General features: G+C 64.8%; 24 protein-coding genes and 2 pseudogenes. 7 read left to right on the forward strand and 19 right to left on the reverse strand.

Annotation, left to right across the window (positions count from 1 at the left end):
- Nucleotides 1–92: 92 nt before the first annotated feature.
- From ACH4S8_RS06300 to ACH4S8_RS06310, 3 genes are read right to left on the reverse strand one after another with little or no spacing between them, the layout of a single operon-like run.
- Nucleotides 93–287: a hypothetical protein gene (locus tag ACH4S8_RS06300; RefSeq protein WP_189189195.1), complete on the reverse strand. Its 195-nt coding sequence runs from the start codon at nucleotides 285–287 to the stop codon at nucleotides 93–95.
- 12 nt (nucleotides 288–299) lie between these two features.
- Nucleotides 300–1,616, reverse strand: coding sequence for an FtsK/SpoIIIE domain-containing protein (locus ACH4S8_RS06305; protein WP_398391420.1), 1,317 nt, complete (start codon nucleotides 1,614–1,616; stop codon nucleotides 300–302).
- Nucleotides 1,616–1,963, reverse strand: a complete 348-nt coding sequence (locus ACH4S8_RS06310) for a hypothetical protein (RefSeq protein WP_398391422.1) — start codon at nucleotides 1,961–1,963, stop codon at nucleotides 1,616–1,618. Before ACH4S8_RS06310 ends, ACH4S8_RS06305 begins: the two co-directional genes overlap by 1 nt.
- Before the next feature lie 182 nt (nucleotides 1,964–2,145).
- Between ACH4S8_RS06310 and ACH4S8_RS06315 the strand changes: the two genes are divergently transcribed.
- From ACH4S8_RS06315 to ACH4S8_RS06325, 3 genes are all read left to right on the forward strand, one after another.
- A complete protein-coding gene (locus ACH4S8_RS06315; protein WP_398391424.1) occupies nucleotides 2,146–2,886 on the forward strand; it encodes a GntR family transcriptional regulator in 741 nt (246 codons plus the stop codon).
- Nucleotides 2,887–3,741: 855 nt separating this feature from the next.
- Entirely contained in the window at nucleotides 3,742–4,437 is a 696-nt protein-coding gene (locus tag ACH4S8_RS06320) for an alpha/beta fold hydrolase (RefSeq protein ID WP_398391425.1), read from the forward strand.
- A gap of 160 nt (nucleotides 4,438–4,597) precedes the next feature.
- Nucleotides 4,598–5,161: a DinB family protein gene (locus tag ACH4S8_RS06325; protein ID WP_398391427.1), complete on the forward strand. Its 564-nt coding sequence runs from the start codon at nucleotides 4,598–4,600 to the stop codon at nucleotides 5,159–5,161.
- A gap of 338 nt (nucleotides 5,162–5,499) precedes the next feature.
- Here the strand turns inward: ACH4S8_RS06325 and ACH4S8_RS06330 are convergent, their stop codons facing one another.
- The 6 genes from ACH4S8_RS06330 to ACH4S8_RS06355 all read right to left on the reverse strand — a co-directional run bounded on the left by ACH4S8_RS06330 (nucleotide 5,500) and on the right by ACH4S8_RS06355 (nucleotide 11,954).
- The gene (locus tag ACH4S8_RS06330; protein WP_398391428.1) at nucleotides 5,500–6,531 is read right to left on the reverse strand and encodes a hypothetical protein; all 1,032 of its coding nucleotides are present in this window, start codon (nucleotides 6,529–6,531) and stop codon (nucleotides 5,500–5,502) included.
- A 535-nt stretch (nucleotides 6,532–7,066) separates the two neighbouring features.
- On the reverse strand, nucleotides 7,067–8,590 hold the full coding sequence (locus tag ACH4S8_RS06335) for a PIN-like domain-containing protein (RefSeq protein ID WP_398391429.1): 1,524 nt from the start codon (nucleotides 8,588–8,590) through the stop codon (nucleotides 7,067–7,069).
- A gap of 369 nt (nucleotides 8,591–8,959) precedes the next feature.
- A complete protein-coding gene (locus ACH4S8_RS06340) occupies nucleotides 8,960–9,487 on the reverse strand; it encodes a DUF4236 domain-containing protein (RefSeq protein WP_398391431.1) in 528 nt (175 codons plus the stop codon).
- Nucleotides 9,488–10,767: 1,280 nt separating this feature from the next.
- The gene (locus ACH4S8_RS06345) at nucleotides 10,768–11,097 is read right to left on the reverse strand and encodes a hypothetical protein (protein ID WP_398391432.1); all 330 of its coding nucleotides are present in this window, start codon (nucleotides 11,095–11,097) and stop codon (nucleotides 10,768–10,770) included.
- A 4-nt stretch (nucleotides 11,098–11,101) separates the two neighbouring features.
- Nucleotides 11,102–11,413: a hypothetical protein gene (locus ACH4S8_RS06350; protein ID WP_398391434.1), complete on the reverse strand. Its 312-nt coding sequence runs from the start codon at nucleotides 11,411–11,413 to the stop codon at nucleotides 11,102–11,104.
- The gene (locus ACH4S8_RS06355) at nucleotides 11,403–11,954 is read right to left on the reverse strand and encodes a bifunctional DNA primase/polymerase (RefSeq protein ID WP_398391745.1); all 552 of its coding nucleotides are present in this window, start codon (nucleotides 11,952–11,954) and stop codon (nucleotides 11,403–11,405) included. Before ACH4S8_RS06355 ends, ACH4S8_RS06350 begins: the two co-directional genes overlap by 11 nt.
- A gap of 287 nt (nucleotides 11,955–12,241) precedes the next feature.
- Between ACH4S8_RS06355 and ACH4S8_RS06360 the strand changes: the two genes are divergently transcribed.
- Nucleotides 12,242–13,633, forward strand: a complete 1,392-nt coding sequence (locus ACH4S8_RS06360) for a hypothetical protein (RefSeq protein WP_398391436.1) — start codon at nucleotides 12,242–12,244, stop codon at nucleotides 13,631–13,633.
- Between the two features lie 263 nt (nucleotides 13,634–13,896).
- On the opposite strand, the gene ACH4S8_RS06365 is transcribed toward ACH4S8_RS06360, so the two are convergent.
- Nucleotides 13,897–14,133 (reverse strand): hypothetical protein, encoded by a 237-nt coding sequence (locus tag ACH4S8_RS06365; protein WP_398391438.1) that lies wholly within the window; start codon nucleotides 14,131–14,133, stop codon nucleotides 13,897–13,899.
- Between the two features lie 220 nt (nucleotides 14,134–14,353).
- Nucleotides 14,354–15,283, reverse strand: a complete 930-nt coding sequence (locus ACH4S8_RS06370; RefSeq protein ID WP_398391440.1) for a phosphotransferase family protein — start codon at nucleotides 15,281–15,283, stop codon at nucleotides 14,354–14,356.
- 411 nt (nucleotides 15,284–15,694) lie between these two features.
- Between ACH4S8_RS06370 and ACH4S8_RS06375 the strand changes: the two genes are divergently transcribed.
- Nucleotides 15,695–16,444, forward strand: coding sequence for a hypothetical protein (locus ACH4S8_RS06375; protein ID WP_398391442.1), 750 nt, complete (start codon nucleotides 15,695–15,697; stop codon nucleotides 16,442–16,444).
- Nucleotides 16,445–16,559: 115 nt separating this feature from the next.
- Here the strand turns inward: ACH4S8_RS06375 and ACH4S8_RS06380 are convergent, their stop codons facing one another.
- From ACH4S8_RS06380 to ACH4S8_RS06415, 8 genes and pseudogenes are all read right to left on the reverse strand, one after another.
- Entirely contained in the window at nucleotides 16,560–16,997 is a 438-nt protein-coding gene (locus ACH4S8_RS06380; protein ID WP_398391444.1) for a hypothetical protein, read from the reverse strand.
- Nucleotides 16,998–17,069: 72 nt separating this feature from the next.
- Nucleotides 17,070–17,944, reverse strand: a protein-coding gene (locus ACH4S8_RS06385) for an IS5 family transposase (RefSeq protein ID WP_398391446.1) whose coding sequence is annotated in 2 segments (ribosomal slippage) — nucleotides 17,070–17,569 and nucleotides 17,569–17,944 — 876 coding nt in all. Because the reading frame shifts where the segments join, the coding sequence is not laid out codon by codon here.
- Nucleotides 17,945–17,986: 42 nt separating this feature from the next.
- Complete coding sequence (locus ACH4S8_RS06390) at nucleotides 17,987–18,307, reverse strand: hypothetical protein (protein ID WP_398391448.1); 321 nt, start codon at nucleotides 18,305–18,307, stop codon at nucleotides 17,987–17,989.
- Between the two features lie 60 nt (nucleotides 18,308–18,367).
- The gene (locus tag ACH4S8_RS06395; protein ID WP_398391449.1) at nucleotides 18,368–19,018 is read right to left on the reverse strand and encodes a chloramphenicol phosphotransferase CPT family protein; all 651 of its coding nucleotides are present in this window, start codon (nucleotides 19,016–19,018) and stop codon (nucleotides 18,368–18,370) included.
- Between the two features lie 43 nt (nucleotides 19,019–19,061).
- Nucleotides 19,062–20,315, reverse strand: coding sequence for an IS256 family transposase (locus ACH4S8_RS06400; RefSeq protein ID WP_398391451.1), 1,254 nt, complete (start codon nucleotides 20,313–20,315; stop codon nucleotides 19,062–19,064).
- 57 nt (nucleotides 20,316–20,372) lie between these two features.
- Nucleotides 20,373–20,978 (reverse strand): nuclease-related domain-containing protein, encoded by a 606-nt coding sequence (locus ACH4S8_RS06405; protein ID WP_398391453.1) that lies wholly within the window; start codon nucleotides 20,976–20,978, stop codon nucleotides 20,373–20,375.
- Nucleotides 20,979–21,130: 152 nt separating this feature from the next.
- On the reverse strand, nucleotides 21,131–21,301 hold the full coding sequence (locus ACH4S8_RS06410; RefSeq protein WP_398391455.1) for a hypothetical protein: 171 nt from the start codon (nucleotides 21,299–21,301) through the stop codon (nucleotides 21,131–21,133).
- 183 nt (nucleotides 21,302–21,484) lie between these two features.
- Nucleotides 21,485–22,041, reverse strand: a pseudogene (locus ACH4S8_RS06415) (transposase).
- 110 nt (nucleotides 22,042–22,151) lie between these two features.
- On the opposite strand from ACH4S8_RS06415, the pseudogene ACH4S8_RS06420 reads away from it, so the two are divergent.
- Together ACH4S8_RS06420 and ACH4S8_RS06425 are read left to right on the forward strand one after the other, a co-directional pair.
- A pseudogene (locus ACH4S8_RS06420) lies at nucleotides 22,152–22,607 on the forward strand (transposase); the annotation flags it as partial.
- 119 nt (nucleotides 22,608–22,726) lie between these two features.
- Nucleotides 22,727–24,430: a GMC oxidoreductase gene (locus ACH4S8_RS06425; RefSeq protein WP_398391456.1), complete on the forward strand. Its 1,704-nt coding sequence runs from the start codon at nucleotides 22,727–22,729 to the stop codon at nucleotides 24,428–24,430.
- Nucleotides 24,431–24,437: the final 7 nt, after the last annotated feature.

Raw genomic sequence — 24,437 nt, forward strand, 5'->3', positions numbered from 1 at the left:
GTGGGTTCCTGACGGGGTCGGGTTTGGCGACTTCGCGCCCCGTCGGGAGCCCGTTGTGCGGGCGCTGTTCAGCTGAGGTCGTGCGGGACGGATCAGAAGCGGAGCCCTCCGAGGAAGGCGCCGAGGCCGTCGAGGACCGTGGCCACGAGGGGCGCGGCCATCGTCCGGGCGAGCAGGAAGCCAAAGGCCGAGCAGAGCAGCAGGTCGGCCCAGCGCAGGTAGCGGATGCGCAGCAGGAACCAGATGAGCAGTCCGAGCAGCAGCACCGCCGAGACGGACACGAGCACGGTGGCCCCCTTTCACTTCGCGTCCAGCAGTTCGGGAAGGTGCGGGGTGAGGTGCGCGTACTCGGCCGCGATGGCTTCCGCGTCCGCTTCGGTGATCAGGTGGGATCGGGCGCGTTCCCAGCCGTCGCCGGAGGCCAGCACCGCGGTACCGGCTTGTTCCGGCGTGATCGCCTGCGCTGCTTTGAGCGCGTCCGGGTTGAGGTCACCGAGGGCCATCTCTGCTGTGCCGGGGTCTGCGACGCGGTGGCAGACTCGCCCGCCGAGCTGGGCACGTAGGGCCGTGACTCCGGGCCCTAGGTCGGAGCCGACGCGTTGGCCGGCGACGACGAGGAAGACGCCGAGCGCCGCGCCGAGCTGGGCCAGCCGGATCAGCGCCGTACCGGCCGCGTGCGCTTCGTCCTTCTCGTTCCTGCTCGCGATGAGGAACAGTTCCGCGATCTCGTCGACGATCACGACCACTGGGACCGGCCGCTCCTGCTCCGGGAGGCCCCAGATGTTCCGAACGCGAGCCGCACGGCAGACGGTCATGCGGTCGAGGGTGAGATCGACCAACGAGGCCAGGAGCCTGACGGCTTGCTCGCGGTTGGTCGCGAGCGCCGATAACCGCGGTTCGTACAGCGACAGTTCCATGCCGCCCTTGCAGTCGACGCCGACCAAGGCCACGGGTTGCGGAGCCAGGCCCGCCACGAGTGCGTTGATCAGCGTGGACTTCCCGGAACGGGTGGCACCGACGATCAGCCAGTGCGGTATGCGACGCAGGTCGATCACCCACGCGGCGCCGGTCTCCAGTGCCCCGACCGCAACGCGGAGCAAATGCACGGGCCCACGCTGCTTCGGTATGCGCGGGTACGCCAGCGGGTCAGTGACGGAGGCCGTGATCCGGACCGTTCCCGGCTTCTGGGAAGTGACCCGGACGGCATGCATCCCCCAGGCTTCAGCCATGGCGGGCGCTGCCTTGACGAAGTCGTCGGGCACTTGACCCGGAAGAAGGCGCGCCAGCAGCCAGAAGCCGCCGACAGTCGGCCGTATGAACCCAAACCGCGGCACCAACGGCTGAGGGGGTGGCGCCCCCTTGCCGACGAGCCCCGACACGACCGTCAGGGCAGGGCGGCGACTCACGGCCAGACCGCACCCGGCCATCAACGGCCGCCACGTACGGATGACGCGACAGCATGCGACCGGGAGCCCGAATAAGAGCCACCAGGCAACGGGGTAGCGGCGGTGCAGGGCCGGGCCTGCGAGGAGCAGGCCCGACACCAGCACTGCGGCCGCCACCAGAAACGAACTCGGCCAGGTCGTCCCGGCCGAAGCGGTGGAGGCCAGGATCATCACTGCGCGGCCCCCTTCCCGGCCGGAGCCAGAGCACTCAGGGGCCGGATCTCCGCAGCGCGGAAGGCGACGCCGTGCCGGCCGTCGTTCTCCCACGGCGTGGCCACCAAGTCCCGTACGGCCACGGGCATGCCGAGCTGCACGCCGTTGGGCTCACCGGGGACGTTCACGGTCACGACGTCGGCGGACGCGCCCGACATCAGGCACAGGCCGACCTGGTACATGGTCTTGCCCGTGTCGCGGTCAACGCGGAGCTGACCGGTCTCACGGTTCGCGATCCGCGGAGCAGGGGGAACGGCACAGATGATCCCCGTGAACTTCGCGGTGTCGATCGGAAGGCTTGCCACTTGTTTGGACTCCTCATCCATCGCACCCGAAGGCCGATCCCTCGGGCTGATTTACAACCCGTACTACGGGTTCGGAATCCAGAGTGGCCACCCGTAGTACGGGTTGTCAACCGTCTTGCGATGGGGGACGCTGTCCAAGGAGTTGGGCAAGCTGCCCAGAATCACGGCCACGGAGGGCCTACATGCCGCCACAGAACACGCAGCCGAAGTACCGGCAGATCGCCGAGTACCTGCGCGAAGGCATCCTGAACGGCACGTACCCTGCCGGCCAGCCACTCCCCTCCGAGGAAACACTGGCCAAGCAGTTCGGCGTGACACGCCCCACAGTCCGTCAGGGCCTCACCGAGCTCAGGGCATCCGGTCTCGTCGAGGTCATCATGGGACGGGGCACCTTCGCCCGCTCACCCCAGACCCGCCCCAGCCACACGCGCCCGCGCGGCATCCGACGCACACCAGACGGCGGCTACGTCGAGGCCGACGGCATCCGTTGGGCCAACGCGGAACCCCCAGTGGCTACCCGCACAGACGCCCCGCTCGCACTCGCCGACCTGTTGCGCATCCCGCCGGGCGAGCCGATGTTCACCTACGACGCGTTGCAGACCGCCGACAACGGCCGCCTCCGCCAACTCCACCGCACATACGTGCCGTTCTCCGTGCTGATCGACACGAAGTACGAAGAGGAAGCGCCCCCGCCGGCCCCGGAGCTCTACGCAGCGCTCGCCGAGCTGGGTCACGAACTCCATTTCACGGAGTACATCCGCACGCGCATGCCACTCCCAGACCAGGCCCAAGCCCTCCGACTCCCCGAAGGCGTGCCGCTGCTCCACATCATCCGCGTGACACTCACTGCGGCAGAGAAGCCGCTCGCACTGGAGGAGTTCCACCTTCCTGGCGACGACTTGGAGCTCTCCTTCAGGCTGTAGCAGAAGGCCTGTTGGCTCAGACTTTCTCTACTGGTTCAAGCCCCGGCTGCGCTCCGCTCCGCCGGGCACGCTCCCGGCTCCGCTCGGGGCGCCGCTCCTGCCTCCGGCCCGCTCCGCCCCGGCTGCGCCTCCGCGCGCCCACAGGTAGATAGGGCCGACGGCCATGAGTCGATCACCACATAGAGCGGCCCACGGTCAAGACAATGCCTCCGGCGGGGGATCGGCCGGCACCGGGATGGTGGGGGCGCCGTTCCCGACCGCGGGCCCGTAGAGGGCGTGCGTGGGGAGCTCACATCCCGTCCGCCGTCGACCCAGGCAGAGCCGAGCAGACGCGGCCCAGGGGCGTCAAGGTCGTTCGTACAGTGGCGCGCTCCACCTTGACGCCCCTGAACCACGCCCGCTCCACGGTGTGTGGGTCGACGGCGGACGGGATGGGAGCTGGGGGTGGTGGGGGTTGCGGAAGTCTGTGTCGTGATCGTTTGGATTCCCGATTCGCCTCAAATCCACTTCATGGACTACGACTTGAATGCTTGTAGCCCAGTGGATAGAGCGCAGCCAGGTCTTGTGACTGAGCGCTTCGTTTGGCGGATGAGCGGTTGAGTTGGCGAGTTGAGCTTGCGGTGTTGACAGAATGCAATGTGCCAGGTTGGCACCTTGTTGGGGCTGCCGACATCAGCCGCCGCGCCCGATGAGCGCGTGCTCGTGCCGCCTTGGGTCAACACCTGCACAGGTGGCGGTACCGTTCCCAACGTGCCCTGCGGGCAGGATGAAGTGTCGCGTTCAGCTGGGGCACTGGCCGACCCTGGCGGCCTGGCTAAGGACACTTGCGGCAGGAGGAGGGGAGGTGTCAGTTTCATGATCGGCCCTACCGCCCCACGCGAACGGCGCATCACTCGCCCCGATGTGATCCTGCGCGGGGAGGAGGTCGGTGCCGGACCGACTTTCCTGCTCCTTCACGCCGGTGGCGAACGTCGTCAGGTGTGGAGACCGGTCAGCGAGGTCCTCGTTGATGCCGGGTACCGATGTTTGGCCTTCGACCAGCGAGGCCACGGCGACAGCGAGGGCAGCGCTCGGACACTGTCCGCGTGCGCGGACGACGTCGCCGCGATGGTGCACACCGAGCCACCGGCAAGCGTGGTCGTCGGTGCCTCACTCGGCGGGCTCGCCGCCATCGCCGCTCTCACGGATCCGGCAGTGCGAGTCAGGGTGGCGGGGCTGGTGCTGGTCGACGTCGTACCCTGCCTTGAGCCCTCCAGGGTTCGCCGCTTCCTCGCTTCCGTCGGCCCGCTCGGCGCCCACACCGAGCTCGTCGAGGACATCCTCGCCCAGGTCCCACGGCTACGGCAGGTCACCGCGGAACTCGACCTGCCCCTCCTGCTCGTCCATGGCGACAACGGCTCGGCGCTCACCGGCGAGGACATCGACCAGTTGCTGCACCTGGCTCCTCACACCACAGTCCGGCCCATCCGCGGCGCCGGGCACCTCATTGCCCGCAACCAACCCGTGGCCTTGGCCCAAGCCGTCATCGCCACCACCACTGCCTGGCGGTAAGCGCGCCGCTGGTTTCCGGTACTCCGCGGAGGAAGGGCGACGTCGTCGCAGCCGAGGCCACGGGTCTGGTTGAGTCCGTCGACGACATGTGCCCGACCAACGCTCAACTCGCCAAGTGAACTGCTCAGTCACAGGTCTCCGTTGTATGTAGTGTGCGGAAATGACAAGAGGCGAGCGGCTCGGGGAGCAGCTGGACTGGCACTGGCGCACGAACCTGCGGCCACGGCTGGACGGTCTTACCGATGAGGAGTACTTCTGGGAGCCGGTGCGCGGCTGCTGGAGCGTCCGCCCGCGTGGCACGTCGGCCGCACCGATGTCGGAAGGTTCGGGGGCGTGGACGGTGGACTTCGCGTCCCCTGGTCCAGTGCCAGCGCCGGTGACCACGATTGCCTGGCGGCTGGCACACATCATCGTCTCGTGCCTGGGCTATCGGGTCGGATGGTACTTCGGCGGCCAGGACGTCGACTCCCAGACATTCGCCTACGCGGGGACAGCTGACGAGGCGCTGAAACAGCTCGATGAGATGTACGGGAGATGGAACGAGGGGGTCCGCGCGCTCTCGGACGCCGACCTGGAGAATCCGCCCACAGTGGGTCCCGAGCGGTTTCCCATGGAGAACAGGGTCCTGCACGTCAATAGGGAACTGATCCATCACGGCGCTGAGATTTCCCTGCTGCGCGACCTCTACCGCTGGCAGGACGGAGCCATACCGCACCGAATGTGACTTTTCGATAACCGGCGATCGAGCTTCGGAATCCTACGTGGACTCCGTGACGCTCCGTGGCTTCGAGCTTCATTGGTCTTGGTCAGAGCGTCAAGCGGCGACTGATGTCTGACATCAATGGCTGACACCAACAGCGGCGAACGACTGCGGATCAGTGCGGACCTGAACGGCCGATCTAAGGGCACGGAGCGGCTTCAATGCAGGCCCGGGAGCCCCAAAGGATCGACCTGATAAGGATGAGGTCAGAGGTTCAAATCCCGCGTCCAGCGTGGGGCGTCGTCCTCAACCTTTGGACGGCGCCCCGCCAGCTTGCATCGGTCATTGAGAATTCACCGACCTCACGGGTCGTAACGCCGACTTTCTTCGCGAAATCTCCGAGCGAGTTCATCTCCCGCCAGACCCCAGTCCCTATTTTCGTGAATCACGTGAGGTATATCCTGCAAATCAACACCCCATCGCTCTTCCGCCACCTCGATAGTACTCACCAAGCGCCCAGTAACCATTTCGGGCACCTCAGTCAAGGCCGGCCCTGCAAGGTGAAGGCTATCTCTAGCATACTGCAGCGCTGACGGCGCGTAACGCATATCCAGCAGTCGCATCAAATGAAGCAATTCGGCCGACATGGCCTCCGAGTCGATTTCCCGGCGAAGCACGCCGCAGAAATCCAAAAAGACTCGCCCCTTCAAAGTGGCGCCCGCCAAAGTGGCGCCACCGCCGAATTGCCTCAACAGGCCGCACCCTGCGAGCCTAATGAGGCGCTCCCTCACTGCCCCCTGCGAGACCTGAAGCCTTTCGGCCAAGTCGCGAGTACTGGAAAATTCTTCGGAGGCCGTCGAGATGGCGAACAAGAGGGCAAGGTGCAAGCCCGCCAGACCGCTTGTGCGCCCGAAGAATCGAACGTCCTCGGCAGTCAGATTTCCGAAGACTACGTTCATTAGAATGTCTCTGCTGACTTGCTCTTCAAGTAGCTCGGCTACAAAATCACGCTGACTTTCATCATCGGCATCAAACCCTTCAGGGATCCAAAAAATGCGCAGCCGATGTGATCGTGCAAGATCACGACCCGACCTGAAGTCTTTTATGGCTTCCGACAAAAGTCGACGAGCCTTAATCGTATCCCTGGCCACATACGCGCAGATATCAGCCTCTGTATCTAGCAGCATGGTGCGGACATCTTTATCCACTCCAGCCGTGTGATTCCAGAGAGTTTGCCCCACAAGGGGTCGCGACCAGTCGCGTCGGAGTTCGCAAGCGAAGTCAAACTTTCGACGTTCGGCTTCTACGTATGCGTACAGGCTGGTGCGCGACAATCTCTCTAGGACTTCTGTCGTGCACTGAGATAAGAATTGATGCTCCGCTGATTCTGCCACCTCAGCATGGTAGCTAAAGCTCCCCGACTGGGGGAGCTCAATTCGGCAACCACTCAAGTGCCGACGATGTAAGCAGAGCGGCGGCTCAACTCTTCGGCGAGGCGCTCGCAGTTCGCTGGGTGGCGCGACCCTCCAAGATCGCTATCAGCGCCCCGAAGTCTTCCCAGGTCATTGGCACGAGCGATGTCACGGCGGTCTGACATCCACGGCTGACATCAACGAGCCCGGACGGCGGCATACGACAGGACCCCTGGGCGACCACCGGACCAGCCGTGGACGGCCCCGAACGCGGGTGCAGATCGAACTCCTAAAGCGGGTGTCACAGGTTCGAAGCCAGGTACACAGCCCGTATGGCAGAGCCGTACCCGGAACTACTCACCGACAGCTCGCACCTGTTGGTCGTTGGCAGGGCTCCCGCTGATATCGACGGTGGCGACCGACGACGGACAGACGCTGTCTAGCAGGAACCGCACCTAAGTCGAAGGGCTGAACGGCATTCTACTGCTGCCATTCATCGACAGCCGAAGGCCACGACCTACATAGGGTAGCTAATAACACCCGTGTCCCTAGCTTCGCCTCGCAGTCGCCAGGTCGTTCCCCCCTTATCAATTCGCGTCAGCTTCCCATATTGAATCACGGTCACGCCACTCTCTACATTGGCGACATAGGCGACCACGGCAATTCCTTTCACTTCAGATTCGCCCCAAGCGGAGATCTCCTCACTAAGCCCATTTACGCTCTTCCGAGAATACGTAGAGGCTTCCAGGTACTCAATCGCTCTCGCGATCCTGGCGCTCGAACCGACACGCACATGAGCATCCCGCAAGTCTCCCTCATGCTTACCGCAGGCCAAGGGGATCACAACATTTCCTTCAATGAGAGGGTAATGACGTCCTCTAAATGGAACAGTCGCCCCCCTTTGCGCGACTGCCTCTCGGCAAAGTTCCCTCAATAATGCGATCGACAGAGCAGACTGATAGACGTGCCCTAGGTCCCCCCTTGAAGTAGCTTCAGTCGCCTCGCGCGCACGACGATGTGCAATGCGAGATAGAGGAAGGAACTGCCGAATGAAATCGTGTGGAAAGTTCTGAGCGTCCACATTCTCTGAAAGCGCCAGGTCAATCACGGATCTCTTATCGACCTTCAACCCGAGAATCTCATTCGCCTCCGCGAGCAACTGACTCGGGGTCATCATGAAGAGGCTGACTCCCGCACGCTGACGTAGTTCCATTCCAAGCTCTTTCCTTGGGCGAGCTGGGACTTCCCCGTCACGCCTGACCCACCAGTCCTCCTTCACGTCGCCAGTGACCATCAGAACGTCCTGCTTGCGCTTCTCGACCTCATCCAGCAATTGCTTCCACAGAATATAGTCCCCCGCCGCCTGCTCTGGAGACTTTGATTGGAAATCTGCGTATCCTGGAGGGATTTCACTATCGGCACGACTTTGCGCCTCTCGAACCGCCTTGCCGAACTCCTCGACTGACAGCGGCTCGCCAATTCTCCCCTGAAGCAGTCCTTCAAGTTCTCTAAGAATCGGGTCACCATGCGTGACAGCAGTCCCGCCAACGGCATCCTTTTGAGCCTGTTCCTGAATAAGCGATTTAAGCTTCTCAAGTGTGCCATTTAGAGTACTCCTACTGGAGTCAATACGGCGGCGCACTTCTTCATCGCTGGACAGGTGAACGTCCTTCATCCATCTGTCCAGCGCGTCATGAACCGATCGAGATGCTTTATTTAGAGAGGCGCTGACTTCCTGTGCCTTACTGTGATGATGTCCTCGAACTGAAGGAAGAGCCCGATTCCGCCAGAACTCTACCAAAACTTGATGCGGCACCCAGAGGCGATCTCGTAGCCTATCAAGAACGGCAAAAGTGTCTTTCCTGGTGCGTTCGTTCGATCGATACAGGTTGAGCAAGACGTTCGTATCAAGTGCGATCAAGCCCACCTGGAAAAGTCGCTCATAGTCGGATGAAACAGGTGTCCTATAGGCTTCATCACAGTCAAAGATTCCACGCCCCGCCGAATCAGCACTCGCCCCCACAACGCCCCCGAACCTCATGATTCGGCCTCCGCCTGTTGACTGAGGCTTGCCCCATGCTAGCGATCCTGGCACCGCAACAGACCGGATTCCTGACGGCCCGCCATAACGCCCTTTCAGCAAACCGGTTCAGCCCGTGCAACACGGCCGGAAGCCTCGTTGGACCGCCGTCACGTTGGCCGCGGACTCCAGGTCTGTGTACGGACCTTCACCCGGCTTGTGGACGACCAAAGGCGGTCCGATGACATGCGGTTGGACGGCAACGGCATCGGCCCGTACCGACCCTGGACAGCGCACCACCTACCCGCGACGTGCCCAGTCTCGCGACTGACTGTGCGGCTGATCGAACTCCTAATGCGAGTGTCGCAGAAGACCGACTTGTTGCTGCGGTCAGCTCTGAGTCAGTCGCGCGGCACGAGCCAAGGTCTCTACGAAGTGGAGATCTCGTGCGGCGGAGAACGTGGTCAGCATCAGGCGGTACGTCACCACGTCTGAGGTTTTCAGAGTCAGTTCCTTACCGTCCAGCTCTGCACTGATGAGCTGGACCAACGGGATGCGCACCTCGTCGAGGGCCCGCCGATGGACGACGACGCCACGAAGGTCTGCCGCAACCCAGCCGTCAATCGTCTTTCGGCGTGGTGCGATGAGCGGGCCAAGGGGAGCGCTCACGGTGAGGGCCGCTGGGGTTTCTGGAACAGAGCGGGCTGGCTTGGGCTTTGTGTGGCTAGAGCCCGAGCGAGAGCTAGAGGTGGAGTACGACACTCCAGGGACAAGGCGCACTGTCGTGGTCCGGCGCCCGCGACTGTTCATAGTGACCCGGCCGGCCTTGCCTCCGATACTCAGGCTGCTCGACTTGTTGCCGAGTCGGACGCGCACGCCTGGCGCGATCTTGAACGACTTGTTGATGCGCAGTCCCATACATCCCCCCAAGGCATTGGAGTTGCAGGCTAGCCCGGATACCACCGGCTTTGGGCGGATCTGCCAGAGATGCTGCCCATGAGTCGAGCGGCCGGAACTGTGTGCTCCCGCTTCATTTCCCTCAACAGGCGGGTGCGATCTCCGCCGCTGTGCGGCTCGCACCACAACCGCACCAGATCGTGCGGGTCACAGCGGGGAACCACGGTGAAATCAGTCGGGCCACGCGAGGCCGCATCTCGGCTGTTCGCCCAGGTCTACGCGCGAACCACCCTCAAAGGCCCGCAGCTTCCCAAGCTGATGGCGTGCCAGTTAGAGACTCACGGCTTGTGGGTGAGTAGTCGGCAGAGGTTCGCTGCCCGTCGATCCGGGTAGTCACGCTACCGGCCGATCGAAGCTGCAAGCATGGGGGTGCAGGGCACCAGTGGGGGATGCTGCTCAGATTGCCGAAGCTGTGGGAACTGTTTCTGCGGTGATTCTGGCGTTGTTCGTCCAGGTCTACTTGGTGTGGCGCCGCCGCCCAGCCCTAATGATGCAGATCTCGGAAGACTCCGATGAAGAGGACATTGTTGTCATACGGAGCGACGGTACAAGTCCCAGCGTCGTGGAACTATGGGTCAGGGCAAAGGTCATAGCCAAGCAGCGTCGGCGCACCGCACGAGGTACCCAAGTCAGACTCGTTAGAGTGCGGCGAGCGAACAGCGACCCCATCCGCTCCGTCGTTCCCAGCGGTCCAATGATTTGGTCGAGCATCGGACCGGAGCCACAGTCGGTGCTCCCAGGCATGTGGCTACGCCTTGACATTCTCCGATACCGAATCCAAACCCCCGGCTACAGCGACAGACAGCTCGAAGTCGAAGTAGGTTATGACTTTAGCCCCGAAGACAAACAAACCGTCCTGGCTGGCGATGGGAAGTACGAGCTCACGATGCTGCTAGGTGCCGATGATGGCGCCACGTCCACGTGGGTACTCTCCTTCGACCATAGGCCCAACTCGTCGGCGCATACGGACAGCGAACTGCGCGCCACGATCCAGAACGTCAGGCTGGTGCGCCAGTAGAGCTGCCCGTGCGAACTCAGGCGTGGTTGTCTGCCGCTTCGTCCGGGCTGCGGCGCTGGGGCGCCGGTCCCGGCCGAACGGCAGACCACAATCGGCGGGACTTCGGGCAGCGAGAAGCCCCGCGCATCGTCCCGCTGGGGAACAGCGACGCACGGGGCCAGTCCGGCGAATCGCAGGAGCATGCTCGGACCACGACCTGCCGGGGCTTCTCGGAACGCAGCAGTCAGGCAGCCGTCGAGTTGCGACGGGCGCTCCCTGCCTCTTGTGCCAGCGTCTCGACATGCGTAGGCGTATCTGCCGCGAGGCCCGCGACGATCAGTTCCGCCAGGATCAAGGCCGCATCAGGCCGTACGACGCCAAGGCGTACCAGGCCGTCGCCCGAGACGTTCACGTCTGCCGTGAGGCCGGGGAAGTCCGGCTCCAGTCCCAGGGCGGTCAGTTGCGCAGCCAGCTCGTCAGCGCCACGTCTAGCCTGTGCCCAGCCCCTGACGTACGGCACACCAGGCATCAGGTTCTCTGCGCGCTTGGCGACGACTCCGCGTCGGTCGGTCATCAGGTCAGTCCTCTTCTCCGCGATGTTCGGTAGCTCCGTCGCCACCCTCTCTTAATCTCTGTAGCCCCGCGGAAAGCGCCAGTCGCAGCAGTTCCGCCAGGCGTTCGGCGGTGGCCGGCGAGACTCGGCCCAGGTCGACCAAGCCATGCCCGAATGCGTTCAAGTCGGCTCGCAGGTACGGGAAGTCCTTCTCCAGGCCAGCACGGAGCAGGGCGTCCCGGAGGGCAGTCGTGGCATTGCGTGCGGCGTACCAGTCGTCAGTGTCAAGAGGCGACCAAGTGGCAGCATCATGCCGATGAGTGGGGTCATCCCGCATCGGTCGGAGTCCCCTCGAAGACAGGGAGGGCGAGGGCAGCCGCAGACGGGTAGCGCTCGCCATACCGGTCCACACGGGCGAGCAGTTCGGCGGAGGCAACCAGCATGGTGGCCAGAGCCACCGGACGCAGGGGGTTGGCGGTGGGGCGTCGAGTCGGGGCCCGGAGCCACTGGTAGCGGTCACCGCTCATGGGCATGGGACCCGGAACAACGACTACCGAGCCGTGCCCCAGATAGCGGTACGCGGGTGCAGCACCGTCTTCCTGGGCGAGGTAGTGAACGAAGGTCTCCTGACTCCGTGAGCTGAGGAAGAAGCCCACTCGCCGGGCCTTGTGATCGAGCACCGCAGGGCCAAACGGCAGTCCCCGGTGGAGAAGTTGGTCGAAGGCTTCCATGCCGACCCGCTGCTCGACCGTCACCACGTCGAAGAAGCGGCCGGCAGCCAGCGCGTACGGTGCGCGTGGGTCGTCCGCCCAGGTCGCCCGGCAGCCGGCCGGATCGTCGGCCGCCGCAGAGAGCCATTCGACGCCCCTGGTGGTCATCCTCTGCACGTCATCTCACCTCGGTCAGTCTCATTCGCGGCCGCAATGCCGCTCTGCCTCCAGACTCACGTTCGCCACCCTGGTCGGGGCAGATGACGAGGGGTGATGGGGGATGACGCGTTACGCGTGGACGCGTCATCCCCCGTCCTGGCTCAATCACCGCCGATCTATTGCTACTTGGGGGATCCGGCCACGAACCGCGCGTACATTCGGTCCTACGGCCTCAGAGTCGTGCGCCCCAGTGGTCGCACCAGTTCACTCACCGGGAGAGGACGGTCACGTCTTCGATGGAATCGACCAGCGTTCGCTTACGGCAGGCCCGTTCGGATCGCGGGTGGAGTCAGCCGCGGTTGGTGCGCGAACTGCGTCAGGCAGCGGCCCACCGCGGTCATCAGCTCCCGGCAGACGCCAGTGTCAAGCGGCGTATTGCCAGTTGGGAGAACGGTCACAGCGTTCCGGACGACTTCTACGGGCCGCTCCTCTGCGAGGCGTACGGCCTCAGCGCGGCCGAACTCGGGCTGAACCACGAGAGCGGCCGGGATACATCACTCATGGACGTCAGCTATCCAGCAAGCCCCGACGACGCGATCGAAGCAGTCGGCCAGCTGTGGCGTGCCGACCTCAACCGGTACGAGCCCCTCTTACAGGCCGAGCCGTCCGAGCCCGCATGGAACGAAGCGTCCCTCCGGTGGCTCGTGGCACCCGAGCCGGCCGTCCCCCGGCAGCGCCGGGCCGGAATCCGCGTCGGTCTCGGAGACGTGGCCGCCATCAAGACCACTGCGGACATGTTCGCCGAACTGGACGACCGGTTCGGCGGCGACCACGCACGACACGCGGCGATCCAGTACCTCAGCGCCGAAGTCGCCCCGCTCCTGCGCGGTCAGTACACCGAGCAGGTCGGCCGTGCGCTGCTCTCCACCGCGGCGGAAGCAACGCTCCTCGCCGGTTGGATGTCGTACGACGCCTGCCGTCACGGTCTGGCACAGCGGTACTTCCTCCAAGCTCTCCGCTTGGCCCAGGACGCCAACGACCGCCGGCTCGCCGGAAGCATCCTGTCGGCCATGAGCCACCAGGCGACTTTCCTCAGTCGCTACACACAGGCCGCGACACTCGCCCGCGCTGCGCTCATGGGCATCTCCCCGGTGGCCACGCCCACACTTCGCGCTCAGTTCCACGCCATGGAGGCCCGCGCTCTTGCCCGGACAGGGGATGTACGAGCCTGCGAGGCCGCTTTGAGCGCGGCCACGAAAGCGCTGGAGAGCCGAAACACCGACGACGAACCCGAATGGATCAGCTACTTCGACGAAGCCGAGCTCGCCGCAGAGGCCGCCCACTGCTTCCGTGACGTCAACAGCGCCCGTCAGGCCGTCGCCCATGCCGAGAACGCGATGAGCGGCAACCATGTGCGGAGCGACTTCTTCGCGACCATGGTTCTGGCCGACGCCCACCTACGTGCCGGGGACCTTGAGGAGGCTTGCCGCGTGGCAGTCGATGCACTTGACCTGGGTGAACAGCTCAAGTCGGCACGGTGCGTCAGTTACCTGGCCGAGTTCCGACAGAATCTCGCAGCGGTCGACGACACCGCCGAAGTCCAGGCATTTACTGAGCAGATCAGAGATCACAGGCTGTGGATAGCTTCAGGCGATCACCTCGGTATCGAGCCGATGGTTTCAAAATGAGATGAGCATGCCACTTGATGGTCGGCGATCTTCGCAGGCAGGGTCTGCGAAGTGCCCGGTGATCTTGATTCAAAGGTTCCGTAGGAGCGCATGGCTCCGCTGCTTCCGCCTCAGCCCGAGCGTGGGCACTGGCACCCCAGCCAGCTTCGCGTACTGGACCGGGTCGGGCTGGCCGGACTGGATTGAGGCCAGCTTCTGGCCCCCATCACCGCACGGCAGAGATCCTGCCCGAACCTGGAGTGGCGCCCTCTGAGCGTCATCAACTACTTGGTGATCTCCTCGATCACGCTCTGGGCAATGCTCGATACCTGGTCCGTACTCAGCCCGTCGCACTCCTGGGGCCGCTCCGGCTTCCCCTTCAACTTCAGAGTGCCCGGCTCGTATTGCGCCTTGATCGCCTTCCGGCACGCGGCCGGATCAGGGGCGTGGTGTTCGCTGGAGCAGCCAGAAAGTGCGATGCCTACGGTGAGCAGCAGGGCGGTGGCGGTGCGACGGCGCATGGTGTCTCCCGGGGAGTTGACTGCTGCCGTGCATGATGCTGCCCAGTCAGGCCACTTGGGAGCGGTATGGCCGGGCCGATCATCATTGTCTGATTAGGACAGCTTCCACTCGCTGGTCTGCTCGGCAAAACCGAAGTCCATGCCGAACTGCACGACCGCCACCTTCGAGGCGGATGCGACAGATTCCAGAACCCCCGTGCTCGCAAGGGTCGACGCGCGTTCAAATCGGGTCCCACTCGTCCCGCCCCTCCCCTGTGCGGAGAGATCGCATTCGCCGAGCGAATTCAGCAGCAGACGAGTCACTCGTCGCGACCTGGTGGCCAAGCCAGCTGACCATCATCAGCTCTCGTAGATCAGCGAGCGTCTCGTAGCCCGGCCAGTTCATCAGGTCGAAGCCGTACCGGTGCACGAACTCGGCGTACTCCGCCTTGGTGTGCCAGCCGTACCTGTCGTAGAAGATCGCCGTTTGGATCAGGTCCCACTCGCGGGGAGCGAGGGCGAAGCCGTCCAGGTCGATGAGCACAGCGTGCCCGTCCCGGTGGCGGAGGATGTTCCCGATACTGGCATCACCGTGGATCATGCCGAAGGGGAGAACGAAGTCCAGCCGGTCGTAGTCCTTGGCGAGCCTCGCCGCTCGCTCCTCCAGGAACGTGCGGTCCTCCCCCGGAATGCCGTCGAGCCCATCGAGCGACGATGTCAGTTTGGCCAGCGGATCGAAGTACGGCAGGCCTAGGAACTCGGGCTCTTCGAGCCAGTGCAAGCGGCGTATCAGGTCGGCCAGCTCAGCGACCGTCGCGTACTCCTCGGTCTCTTGGACGCTCTCCCAGAAGGTGACCACCAGGCCGCCGACGACAAGCGGCTGAGCGATGGACGCCGGCACACGCGTGGCCGGGAAGTCCTGCTCCTCAAGCCACCGGGCTACACCCACGGCCCGTGCCATCTCCGCTTCAACCGCCGGATCACGTGCGATGCGAACGATGACGGGTAACGACGCCAGGCGGTAGACCGCGTTCGATCCGAGCCGCAGCAACTCGGCGCCGCGGTAGTCGAGTCCGGCCGTCGCGCATGCCTCCTGGAGGACTGGCTCCAGGCCTTCCGCCGTGAACTCCGTGCCGCCGCCGACCGTTCCCTCGCCGCTGCCCGAGATCATGCTTCGACCATACGGCCCGCACCGACAGCCCGACAGACCGCCCGCGTAATAGGGGCGTAATGACCTTGCTCAGCGCTCGCCTGATCGGGGCCTACGCCGCAGGTCAGAGGAGCCAAGGCCCATCCGTCTCACCTGGGCTCCGGAGCCGTGTGCGCAGGTTCGAATCCTGCCGGGGGCACCTTGCATAAGGTTCCCAAAGACCCCGTCACCAGCGGAAACGCTGAGGCCGGGGTCTTCGCGTATGCAGCCAGATGCAGTCCGAAGCGGCTCTATGTCGGGGTCTGTGGACGAGGCGTGGACGGGATCTTGGCCTATCGCCGCAGGTCACTGCCGGATTTCAGAGACGGCCGGCTCACACGCCCTCGCGGCCGCCGCGGCATCGTGCGGCGCCCGACTGCTTAGATCATCAGCATGACGGACTGGTCCCGGCTCCACCACGCCTACGGCACGGCAGAAGACGTCCCCGGACTGCTTGCCGCAGTGGGCCCTGACGCCGAGGACCCGGGCTGGACCAAACTCTGGTCCCGACTGTGCCATCAGGGCACGGTCTACTCGGCGAGCTACGCGGCCTTGCCCGCTCTGACCGCAATGGCGCGTCAGTGGTCAGCGGTGGACCGAAGGATGACCCTCTGCCTGGCCGGCTCCATTGTGGCCAGCACAGATCAGCCATACGGCGACGATGATCCCCACGTCACCTACGCCTCCCAGATTTCCGAGTTGGCGCAACTGACCGACGAAGCCCTCCAGGATCCCGGGCTCGCCGACGACCCCACGAATTACGTCTACCTTCTGGCCGCGCTGCTCAGCTTCCAGGGCGTCGAGGTCTGGGGCGAGCAGTTCGACGCGCTGAACGACGAGGAGTACGAGGTACCCTGCCCCGCATGCGGCACGGAGAACTTCATAGCTTTCGGCGAGTACGGCTTCTTTTCGACCACGGACAGCATGTACATGGAGCCCTCCACCTCGGCGAGGCAGGTGCCGCTACGGCCTCGGGCCCCCGAAGCCTTGGAGGGACTGGCCCAAAGACTCCACTCCCGCGCATTTGCAGACGGCCAGCCGGACATCGCCCGGAAACTGACCCACGTCTTCGGTGACGCGCAGTGCGCCGAGTGCGATGCGGTCTTCAGCGTCGAGGAAGCCATCGTCACTCAGTGGGGCTGACGAGACCGCAGCTACCCACCAGCAGGGGCCACATCGATCGGCGTCATCCCGAGAGCACCAGCCCAAAGCGTGGCGCAACTAGGGCCTGTTTCAAAAGCCTGCTTCGAGTGAGCCCTCAGTCGGCAGCGAGGATGTCGGAAAGACTCACAGCCGGGCGGCCAAGCATGCCTGTCAGCACGCGCTGCTGGCGCTCAGTCAAGGAGGCAACGAAGATCACTGCGTCGGCGTTGGCCTGAGCGCAGGCCTGAGCTACCTCGCGGATCTTTCCGTAGCTCAGCAGAGTCCGCGAGGAGTAGGGCAGCCCCATCTTCTGGACCCCGCCGTCCGAGACACCTCGTCGCTGAACGATCTGCACGACGACCCGAGCGCCGCGCGCTGCGAGCTCTGTGGCCGCCGACGCCATGAGTGTCTCGAAGTCCTTCTGCTTCGCAGAGAAGAAGCCAACCAGGACAACATCAGCGCCCACGGCCGTGAATCGGAACGCCTGGCGCTGGGCCGGCTCCGACGGCAGACGGCGAGACAGGTGCCGGTCGCGCCTTCGGGGCTGATGCATGCGCCACAGGCTAAATGCCTGGCGACCTGCAGCGATACCGCGTTACTCGCTCACCGAGCGTGGCAGGCAAGGTCAGAGCCACTCGTTGATGACGGCGACCGTGACAGTGGCCTCGTAGCGGACGGCAAGCTTGTCGTACCTCGTGGCCACGGCCCGGTGGCGCTTGAGGCGATTGATCCCGCACTCGACCGCGTGGCGCTCGCAGTAATCGACCTTGTCGAACTTCGGCGGACGGCCGCCGCGCGCGCCCAGCTTCTTGCGGTTGCGGATCTGGTCGGACTTCTCCGGAATCGTGCAGCGGATGCCGCGTCTGCACAGGTATTCGCGGTTGGCTCGGGAGCCGTAGGCCTTATCGGCCCGAACGCGGTCCGGTCGGCAGCGCGGCCTGCCGACACCTACGCGGGGCACCCGGATGCGCGCCAGGACCGGCTGGAACTCGGGACTGTCATGCCGCTGGCCTGCGGTGACCAGGAAGGACAGCGGTTTCTGGCCGTGCTCGACCGCCAGGTGCACCTTCGTGGTCAGTCCACCGCGTGAGCGTCCGAGCCCGTGGTCGGCTGGCTCGACTGCGACTCCGCCGGGTTTGTCCCGCTGCAGATCCCCCTTTTGCGGGCGCCGGCCGCATGCTGATGGGCCCGCGCAACCGTGGAGTCCACGCTCACATCCCAGGTGATCAGGCCTTCCGCGTCGGCCTCGGCCTGCAACTGGGTGAGGATCCGACTCCAGGTGCCGTCCCGCTGCCAGCGCCGGAAGAGGCCGTAGACAGTCTCCCACTCGCCGTAACGTGCGGGAACGTCGCGCCAGGGCGCACCGGTCCGTGTCCGCCAGCGTATGCCGTTGATCAGCTGCCGCTTGGACCAGACCAGAGGCCGCCCCGGCTTCTTACCCACCGGCAACAGCGGCTCCAGCCTGGCCCATTGCTCGCTCGTCAGATCTCCACGGCCCACGAGTGGATCATGACAGACCTTGATCCACTTATGAAACAGGCCCTAGATGTTCAGATTCCTCGTGTCGCCGTCGACGACGCCTCTCCAAGTCCGGCGATGGCGTGCGACGCCGTACACCTGCTCGATCTGCTCGGCCGTCAGCACTCCTGAGAGCGGCGCCAGTGCCGCCACCTCACGCTCCCGGTACACGCGCACGCTGAGCTGCGTGGCGACCACCTTGAGATCAGTCACGCCGACGAAGACGAGCACCGGCTCCACCGGTACAGAAAAGCCGCAATAGTGCTCAAGCACTCGGCCTATTCGCTTGGCCTCCGCCCGGCTCTTGCGCGCGTAGGGCGCCGGCTTTCCGTGATCGACCTTCACGGAGTCATCTCCGACCCACACAGCCCTTTTGGAGCAATTGTCAAGACTTGTGGGTGGAGCTCAGTTCGGATCGCTGTCGTGCAGGGCGAGCTTCAGTCGTGTGAATGCTGTCGGAGTCGGCAGCTGAGCCAGGGTGTTCTTGATCTGCTGGGCGATCTCCCCCGGGGTGCTCTTACTCGTGTCGCATTCGAGGTCGTAAATACCGTGTGCGTGGACCTGCTCGAACTGCCGCGCGGCAAGACCCGGCGTCCGGTCGCCGCGGATCCGTTCCCGTCGCTCCAGCTCCGGCAACGGGCAGTGAACGCCCACCAGGACGACGCTCTCGGCAGGGAACAGGCGGAGGCAGTCGAGGAGGCGCCAACGCTGGGTCAGCATGTGGTCCACCACGACGTGGTTGCCGGCCGCGGACATCCCGGCGACGGCGCGGTGGAAGCCCATGGCGGTTCGGTCGATCTCGGCCTGCAGGTGTTCGTCAGGGATGTCCCGATCGGACCGCATCGCGTGGAAGGCATCCACCGGCATGTGAAAGAACGATTCGTCCAGGATCTGGAGAAGCTCTCGGGCGATGCTCGACTTGCCGGAGCTCGAAGTTCCGTTCAGGAAGATGATCAGCCCGCCCGGCCCCTGGTCAGGCAGTGCAACACCGCTGGTCTCGCCAGCCGGGGCGTTGGCCGGGGCAGCATCGTTCCATTCTGATTCGTCATGCGACATGGGCGGATGATCTCGAAGGTAGCGGCAGGAGCGCCACTTGAATTCATGCCGCTTCGGTCTCCTCTCGCTCGACCAGGACGCCGTTCTCGAACCGAGCGCCGGCACGGACGAGCGGGACCAGGTGGGCACCAGTGATCGCACGCCAGCGTGCCTGAGCGGACTCGACGAGCTTGAACACCATCGCCAGGGCTGCGGCCGGGCTGCCGGCGCCGCGGGTGACCTTCGTCCGCAGCTTGACCGTGGAGAACGTGGACTCGATCGGGTTGGTGGTCCGCAGGTGGACCCAGTGCTCAGCGGGGAAGTCGTAGAACGCCAGCAGCTCGTCCTGGTCATCGGTGATCTTCGCGACGGCCTTGGGCCACTTCGTGCCGTAGGTGCGAGCGAACGCCTCGATCGCTCTCTCCGCGTGGGCGCGGTCCTCGGCGTTGTAGATCTCCTGCAGTGCCTTGAGTGCGCCCGGTTGTGCGGCCTTCGGAAGAAAGTTCGTTACGTTCCGGGCCTTATGAACCCAGCAGCGCTGGTGACGGGCGGCGGGGAACACCTCGGCCAGCGCCCGCCACAAGCCCATGGCGCCGTCGCCGATGACGAGCTCGGGGTCGCGCATGCCGCGGCGGCGGCAGTCCCGCAGCAGGTCGGCCCACGACTCGGTCGATTCCCGGAGCCCCTCGGCGATCGCGATGAGCTCCTTGGTACCGTCCAGGCGGACACCGAGCAGGACCAGGACGCACGAGTGCGCCTGCCCGAGCCGGACCTTGGGGTGGACGCCGTCCGCCCACACGTAGACGAAGTCGCGGTCGGACAGGTCCCGGTCCTGGAAGGCGGCGTGGTCGTCGCTCCACTGCTTCGTCAGCCGGGTCACGGTCGCCGGCGACAGGCCGGCCGCGCCGCCGAGGAACTGCTCCAGCGCGGGCACGAAGTCGCCGGACGACAATCCGTGCAGGTAGAGCAGTGGCAGGACCTCCGAGATCTTCGGCGACTTACGGCACCACGGAGCCAGGATCTTCGAAGAGAACCGCTTGCGCTCGCCGGTGGCGTCGTCGACGCGACGGTCGTTCACGCGCGGGGCCTTCACCTCGACCGGGCCAGCCGCCGTAACCACGGTCCGGGGCCGGTGGTGGCCATTGCGGACGACCAGACGCCGTCCGTGCTCGTCGGTCTCGGCTGCCAACTCGGCTATGTACTGGTTCACTTCCGCTTCCAGTGCGGCGGCCAGCATTCGGCGGGCGCCCTCGCGGACGATCTCGTCAATCAAGGAGCCGAACTGGGTGGAACCGTCACCGGTAACTACGCTGAGCACGGGCGTACCTTCCCGACCCGCGCTGCAACGCGGGCCTACTCGGAGACCATCAAAGGATCATCGGGAAGGTACGCCCTCCGCGTTCCTCCCAGCACCGATCCACAGGTTCCGAGCATTGCTCGCCCTTTTGTCGTGGTGCTTTGTATTGATGCTGAACACGCCACCGGGCCCGATCAGCAAGTGATCGACATCCACTTTGTCGGCCAGGGGTATGGAGTGCAGGACGTGCCAGCCATGGCGCGACAAGCGGTTCAGCTCAGCTCCCACGCGCCGCTCCCCCGCCAATCCCTTTTGCCAGGAGTCCCACTCCGTCGGTCGCCGTAGAAGGCGTGTGACAGCTCGCTCCACGAGACCCGGGCCCGACTTGTCGAGCAGTTCACGCAGGGACCTCCCGGGAGGGTTGACAGCCAGGTCGTCGGCCGGCGTCAGCGGCGGCAACACCGGACGCGCCTTGGTCTCAGGCGCCCTGTCGGGTGGAACTGGCTCGGTGAAGCTCTGTAAGTGCTGGGTCAACACGGCAATGACGTCGTCGCGATAGTCGGTCCGTAAGACCACGATGTCCCCGGTCTTGGCGTCCGCCCAGCCAACTGCGGTGCCATCAGACAGGTTGACGTACAGACGATCATGCCCATAGCGCTTCCAGCGAGTTACGTGCAGTTCCACAAGGCCCCCTGCGCTCTCGAACTGACGTTGCCGACATGGCAGCAGCTAGAGACATGAGGCCACAAGACCGTGAATCCGCCTACGTCACCGAGCCGGCAAACGGGCGCGGCCCTGGATGCTTTAGCAATCCAGGGCCGCTGCGCGTCCGTACCTCAGAACCGGGTCAGTACCCCGTCCACGTACCCAAGAGCTACGACATCGGTGTGCGGATCCAGGCCATCAGGGTCGTCGTGCCGGTAGTGGTACCGGCCCCGCTCGTCGACGAACAGCCCCAAGGGCTCGCTTCCGCATTGACGGCACTTCCAGAACTGGAACTCAGCCATCTCAGCCGAGGGGTTCACATCACTCGGACGTATGACCTGTTTCGACACAGACTTCCTCCCACCTCTGCGGTGTTGAGATCCTTCCACTTTCAGGGGCCATTGAGGAGAGAAGCGCCCTTAGCTCGGGCGCTCCTCTCCGGTTTGTCTCACTCGTACTCGCGCAACAGGTCCTCGATACGCCGGTTACTGACCTTTTCGGATTGGCTTCGGGTGGTCTGGGGTGAGGGTCAGTCCGGTCTCGGTGAGGCAGCCGTCAATGAGTTCGGGATGGCGCTGGATGTGGGTGAGTCCTCGGCGGAGGGTCCGGGTGAGGTGGTCGGGGTCGGTGAAGGCGGTGTTGGCCATCCATCCGCGTTGCAGCAGGGACCAGATGCCTTCCACGGGGTTCAAGTCCGGGCTGTAGGAGGGAAGTTGGATGATGGTGAGCCAGTCGTGGTCGGCTGCGTACTTCCGTATCCCGGCGGCACGATGGGTGTTCAAGTTGTCCCAGACGGCCACGATCGGGGCGCCGAGCTGCAGGTGAGCTCGGACCAGGAGGTCGCGGTAGTCCTGCCAGGCAAAACTCTTGCGTGCTCCTTTGACGAGTAAATGGAAGCGGGCCGGTAGATCAGCCGGGACCGTTCGCCGGGCCGGTAGCAGCACAGTGCGGCGACCGAGATCCGCCGCCGGGACCGTCCCCGCACTCTCACGACAGGAGTCTGCCCGCGCCGGCCCCAGGTGCGGGCGCGTGACGGCGCCATCGCGAACGCCGATCACACCACCGACCCTCGGCTCTTCGACATGCCCTCAGTCCCATCCGAAACAACGCACGTCTCGTGATCCACAACCCGGAAGGTTGACAGGGGGAGTCTGCATGGTGCATCTGCTGCGGAACTCGTTCCGTTACGCCGCCCGTCAGGACTGGGACAAGGTCGCCAAGGCTCTCAAGCCCGTCTACACCGCTCCCACCGAAGAGGCCGCCCTGGACAGGTTCGCCGAATTCGCCGATGCCTGGGGCCGGAAGTATCCGGCGATCGTGAAACTCTGGGAGAACGCCTGGGAGGAGTTCACCCCTTTCCTGCGCTTCGACACCGAGATCCGCCGCATCGTCTGCACGACCAACGCGATCGAGTCGGTCAACGCCCGCATCCGTCGGGCGGTCAAGGCCAGAGGCCACTTCCCCAACGAGGCCGCCGCCCTCAAGTGCATCTACATGGCGCTGATGAGCCTGGACCCGACCGGGAAGGGCCGCAGGCGGTACTGGAAAGCACCCCTCAACGCGTTCCAGATCGCCTTCGAGGGACGCCTGACCCCGAGCAACAGCTGACCATCAACAACCAAGATAAGCCGTTAAATTGACACACCCGATGTCGCCTGAAGTTGGAATGGGCTCACTGAAAGTGATATCCATGCGCTGTGCAGTGATATCCGGTGAAAGGTGATCTCTTGTCCGATATTCAGGCGTTCGACGTCATTATCGTCGGCTCCGGGGCTGCCGGTGGAATGGCGGCGCACGAGCTCTGTGCGGCGGGTGCTCGCGTCCTGATACTGGAAGCGGGCCGGGACTACGATCCAGGGACCGAGACGCCGATGTTCAACACGCCGCAGGACGCGCCTCTGCGGGCGGCCTCGACGTCGGACAAGCCGCAGGGTTTCTACGACGCCACCGTCGATGGCGGCTCACAGATCGCCGGTGAGCCCTACAGCCAGGCGGACCCCCCGAATCCGGATAGGTCGAATCAGTTCAGCTGGTGGCGGCCGCGGATGCTGGGCGGTCGCACCAACCACTGGGGTCGGGTGGCGCTGCGCTTCGGACCGTACGACTTCAAGCCGAAGACCCGTGACGGACTGGGCTTCGACTGGCCGATCGAGTACGCCGACCTGGCGCCGTGGTACGACAAGGCCGAACGCCTCATCGGTGTCACCGGCCTTCCCCACGGGATCGAGAACGCCCCCGACTCCCCGCCCGGCGTCCAGCTCCCACCGCCGCCCCCGCGCGCCTTCGAGATGGTCCTCAGCCGGGCGTTCGAGCACCTGGGCATGAAGACGGCGGCGATCCGGGCGGCCGTACTCACCCGCCCGTTGAACGGCCGCGCGGCGTGCTTGTACTCGACCCAGTGCACCCGCGGCTGCTCCAGCCGTTCCAACTTCCAGAGCACGACCGTCCTCATTCCTCCGGCCCACGCCACCGGCAATCTCACCGTCGTGTGCAACGCCATGGTGTCCCGGGTCGACGTCGACGCGACCGGGCGGGCCGCCGGGGTCACCTACAACGACCGGGTGACCGGCTCCGAGTTCTCGGTCACGGGGCGGGTGGTGGTGCTGGCGGCGGGAACCTGCTCGTCAGTGCGCATCCTGCTCAATTCGCGAAGCGCCGCGTTCCCCAACGGGATCGGAAACGGCCACGGGCTGGTCGGCAAGTACCTGATGGACTCGGTTGAGTTCTCGCGCTCGTCGCGAATTCCGATGCTCGAAAAACTCCCCGTGCTGAACGACGACGGCATCTTCACCCCGCACATCTACGTGCCGTGGTGGCTGCTGCCCGAGCAGGCTGCCGGGCAGCTCGGGTTCCCGCGCGGGTACCACATCGAGCCGCGTGGGGGGCGCAGGATGCCGACCACCGGCATCGGAAGCCTGATCGACAACAGCAGCGCGATCTACGGCGACGCCTTGCGGGCGGAGGTCCGGCGGAGGTACGGCACCGCCGTCACTCTCATCGGCGAGGGCGAGATGATCCCGAACGAGGATTCCTTCTGCGAGCTCGATCCGACGGTCAAGGACAAGTGGGGTGTTCCGGTCCTGCGGTTCCACTGGAAATGGGGAAACCCGGAAGTCCAGCAGGTCACGCACATGCGCGACACCTTCAACAAGGTCTTCAGCCTGCTCGGCGGCGCGCCGGACACCAGTCCCGTCGCGATGCCGCAGGGCGGCGGGGCGGTCCACGAGGTCGGCGGCGCGCGGATGGGGACCTCGCCGCAGAACTCCGTGCTCGACGCCTACAACCAGTGCTGGGACGTGAGGAACCTGTTCGTCGTCGACGGCGCCTCATTCGCGTCGAGCCCGGACAAGAACCCCACGCTCACCATCCTGGCCCTGGCCGCGCGGAGTTCGGCCCGCATCCTCGAACTGCTGAGGAGCGGTGGCATCTGACCACGCC

Origin of the sequence: Streptomyces sp. NPDC021080, assembly GCF_044333225.1 — a bacterium.
Lineage (GTDB): Bacteria > Actinomycetota > Actinomycetes > Streptomycetales > Streptomycetaceae > Streptomyces.